The organism is Rothia sp. (in: high G+C Gram-positive bacteria) (assembly GCF_030540545.1).
GTDB lineage: Bacteria > Actinomycetota > Actinomycetes > Actinomycetales > Micrococcaceae > Rothia.
The window spans coordinates 1-1,121 of record NZ_JAUNVZ010000098.1; the positions used below are offsets into that span (position 1 = coordinate 1).

Genomic DNA, 1,121 nt, shown 5'->3' on the forward strand with positions numbered 1-1,121 from the left:
CATGAGCTCCGACACCGGTTTTGGTGCGGCGTGCAGCGGCACCACCACGGTGGAGGAGCTGTCGGTGAGCGTCACATTGCCGCTGACTGAGCTAAGGTACTGGCGGTACCGGCCGCCCTGGTCCCGGGCCGTGCCCGCATCAAGAGTCTTCGCCAGCTTCTCGGGGTCAACCGTCACCGACACCCTAAACGTGGCCTTGGCGCCAGCGGCAACACTCACGCTTTCGGGAGTGTTGACCTGCACCCCGGCCGTGGTGGTGCGCGCATCAAAACCAACCCGGAACGTGCGCTGCTGCCCGCCTGCGTTCTCCACGGTCACCTCTTTCGTGACTGTTTTCGCCCCGGTGCCGGGGGTCACCTCAATCACCCCAAAAGATAGAGAGACCTGCTGTGGGTTCTGGGTGTTGTATGCGGTGGTTCGCTCATTGACGGCCGCCTGCGCATCCACCCGGCCAGCACCCACACGGTCCACACCCAGCCGTTCGCCCGAGATGGTGCGCACCTCCTGCGAGGCGGTGTTCATGATGCGCGCCTTCACCTGCTGCTGAGACAGAAACGGCTCTTTGCCCAGGATCTGCGCCGCAATACCGGCCACATGCGGGGTTGCCATGGAAGTACCACTCAGACGGAACGGCTGGTTGCCGCTACCCGCACCTGCTGAATAAATATTCGTTCCGGGGGCGGCGACATCGGGTTTCACGAACCCGTCAGAACCGTGCACCCCACGGGCGGATGAGGCAGCCAGCGTATCCGGGCCCTTCGCGGTAAGAGCCGTATTACGCCAGGCCGCCCCCAGCTCAACCTCCAGGGTTCCCGCCTTCACCGCCGGGTATAGTGTCTGGGCTGTTGCACGGCTTATCAGCACCCCCGGTATGGTGGTGCTTCCCGCGATGGGGCGGTCATCATTCTCCGGGGCCACCATGAGCACGCCTTTACCGTTAGCGGCGGCAACATTCGCGAACCGGCGGGCGGAATCGCACGACGCATCGGAGCCGGAAGCCTCCCAGTGAAGCATCACCCAGCGGCCGCCGAAATTCGTGCCCGTGAACGGTGCGCAGCCGGTCTTATTCGACTCGGGGGCCGCCGTGACGGTGCCGCTCACGCGCGCATTATTGGAGGTAA

At 64.4% G+C, this 1,121-nt stretch carries 1 protein-coding gene; it reads right to left on the reverse strand.

The genetic code is table 11. From position 1 onward, the window contains the following. Positions 1-1,101, reverse strand: a 1,101-nt coding sequence (locus Q4P78_RS09200; protein WP_303340070.1) for a S8 family serine peptidase, incomplete at its 3' end; no start/stop codon positions are given. Between the last annotated feature and the right edge of the window lie 20 nt (positions 1,102-1,121).